Raw genomic sequence first — 3,169 nt, forward strand, 5'->3', positions numbered from 1 at the left:
TGAAACCTGGGACGAAACCTATGTACACAAAAATCTCAATCCTGATAAAACGGTTTTGGGAGAGCGCGTGGAAGGCGATCACCACGAACCTTATACCTGGGTGAGAAATGAAGGAAAAGGCCGGGTGTTTTATACAGCTTACGGTCACGAAGACAGTACCTGGACCAACCGCGGGTTTTTAGATCTGGTCAGAAATGGGGTTCTATGGGCAATTGGAGATAATGTTCAGAAAAGCATTGCCGCATTAAAACTGCCTGACCCGGATATTTATGACGCCGACACCATCGCGAATTATACCAAAAGACACGTAGTACCTAAAATGCAGGAAGCGCTGCCGCCGGCAGAGTCGAACAAACTGACGCAGGTACCTGTCGGTTTTGAAATACAACTTTTCGCAGCAGAGCCCGACATTACCAATCCGATTGCTATGGCGTGGGACGAGCGGGGGAGATTGTGGGTGGTAGAGTCCGTTGATTATCCGAATACATTCAAGGAAACTGACGGAGTAGCCAATGACCGGATCAAGATCTGTGAGGATACCGACGGCGACGGCAAGGCAGATAAATTCACAGTTTTTGCAGATAATCTGAACATTCCCACCAGCATGGTCTTTTCAAATGGCGGGATTATCGTTTCCATGGCGCCTGACTTTGTTTTCCTGAAAGATACCAATGGAGATGATAAGGCGGATGTGCGCGAGGTGATTATGACAGGCTGGGGGAAAAATGATACCCACGCCGGGCCTTCCAACCTGCAATATGGTTTTGACAATAAGATCTGGGGCGTAAACGGGTACTCTGGTTTTAAAGGAACTATCAATGGAAAAGCCTATAATTTCTCGCAGGGTGTTTACCATTTCAAACCCGACGGGAAAGAGTTTGCATACCTTGGCAGCAGCAGCAATAATACCTGGGGGCTGGGGGTAACCGAAGACAACAATGTGTTTTTATCAACCGCCAACAATACGCACAGTGCCTACTATTCCATGTCGGCCAAATACCTGCAGCGCTCCGTTGAGAGTGAAGAGCCGGGAATCCAATCCGTACAGAAAATCGACGGGCATTATGATGCGCATTCCATGACACCGAACCTGCGCCAGGTGGATGTGGTAGGTGGATATACTTCGGCTGCAGGTCATCATTTTTATACCGCAAGAGCATTCCCAAAAGAATACTGGAACCGCATTGCATTCGTCGCTGAGCCTACGATCAGGCTGGTTCATAAAGCCATAATTGAAAAAGACGGTGCTGGTTTCAAGGAGAAAGACGGCTGGAATTTCATGGCGAGCTCTGATGAATGGTTTGGTCCGGTTTATGCCGAAGTAGGTCCCGATGGCGCAGTTTGGGTTTCCGATTGGTACAACTTCATCATTCAGCACAATGTATTTGTGCCTGCACAGTCACCAGCAGAATTTATTATCCCGTTCAAAGATCAGCCGCACGGACAAGGAAATGCATTCAGCAGCCCGATGCGGGATCTTAACCATGGGCGTGTTTACCGGGTTGTTTATAAAAATGCGAAGAAAGCTGCGATTATGAAGCTTTCAAAAGACGATCTGCCGGGCTTGGTAGCGGCTCTGGAAAACGACAATATGTTTTGGAGAATGACCGCGCAGCGATTGCTGGTTGAATCGGGGAAACGCTCTGTTGTGCCGGATTTGTACAAAATCATTGAAAATCAGAAAGTAGACGAGATTGGGCTGAATAGTCCGGCTGTGCATGCATTGTGGACTTTACACGGGCTCGGCGTAATGGACGGATCTGACCTGAAAAGTCTGGAAGTGGTGAATAAAGCACTTTCACATCCTGCGGCGGGTGTACGGAAAGCAGCTGCTTCGGTACTACCAAAGAATGAGCAAAGTTTTGAATCAATACAAAAACTGATGAAAGATCCTGATCTGAACACCAGGTTGGCGGTTTTTGTGGCTTTGGTTGAAATGCCTGCTTCCGACAAAATCGGCGCTGCTGTGTACCAGGCTTCATTGCAGGACGAGAATGTAAAAGATAAGTGGCTATCTAAAGCACTGCTGGCAGCCGGTATCCAGCATGAGAAAGGCTTTATGACTGCCTCGGCCGGGCAAACTGGCAAATCTGCATTGTCAGATCAGATAGCTAAGGCATTGAAAAAAGAGGTGTATGTTTTGGGAAGAAGGAACAGTCTCCAATTCCCGCCTGATGTTACGGGAAAGGAAATTACGATCAAGGCGAGTGTAGCGAAAGGTAAAGACCGCGCTTTGCAGGGATTTATTGCTGGACAAGGTGGCAAGGAAGGCGGCTACGCGCTCTATATCCAGGATGGAAAGCTGATTATGGCTGTGAAGCAGCACGGAATGCTCGCCAAAGCTGTCACAAAGGAACCACTTCCTGAGAAGTTTGATGTGGAAGCGGGTTTGAAAAAGGATGGAAAGATCTTTATCAATATTGACGGAAAACTTGCTGCCGAAGGAAAGGCGCACATGCTTTTTGCAATGCCGCTCGAAAATACGGTGAGAACCGGAGAGGATGTGGAAGGGGAGAACAACATCGGTGAATATGAAGGTAAGTTTGGCTTTGCGGGTAATTTTCAGAAAGCCAGTCTGGAACTCAACAAACCGGAAGAAGGAAAGTCAGAAGTCGCCGCTGCCGAGCCCAAATCTGCAGGTGCAAAGTCGGGTGCTATGGTAATCGAAATGAAAGTGGAGAAGGAGATCATGCAGTTTGACAAAAAGCTGATTAATGTAAAAGCCGGACAGAAGGTGGTTATTAATCTCGAAAATCCTGACGGAATGCAGCACAATCTGTTGATCATTAAGCCAGGTACTTTGCAGAAAGTGGGGAAAGCGGCAGACGAAATGCTGCGTGATCCGCAGGCAGCTGAAAAGCAGTATGTACCCAAAATTCCGGAGGTACTGCATTCAACCCGGCTCGTGAGCTCCGGGGAGACAGTTACCCTGGAATTTACCGTTCCCAACGAGCCCGGCGATTATCCCTATGTATGTACATTTCCGGGACACTGGCGTGGGATGAACGGAATTCTCCGGGTTACCAGATAACAAACAAGCATTTTGTAAACTTCAAATACGATTTATGTTCAGATCCATTCAAAAACTGGCGCTGCTGCTCGTCGCAGTTGTGTTGTCAACAGGATATTTATTAGCTGAAAATGGAGGTTTGCCGCCTAAGAAGACCAT

The 3,169-nt window shown here is 47.7% G+C and carries 1 protein-coding gene; it reads left to right on the forward strand.

Features of this window, described 5'->3' with window-relative positions; all coding sequences use genetic code 11:
• Positions 1-3,031: PVC-type heme-binding CxxCH protein (locus ACTIE6_RS21300; protein ID WP_439558551.1), on the forward strand; the 3,031-nt coding region annotated here is incomplete at its 5' end.
• Positions 3,032-3,169 lie beyond the last annotated feature (138 nt).

It is taken from the genome of Dyadobacter sp., assembly GCF_051859145.1.
Lineage (GTDB): Bacteria > Bacteroidota > Bacteroidia > Cytophagales > Spirosomataceae > Dyadobacter.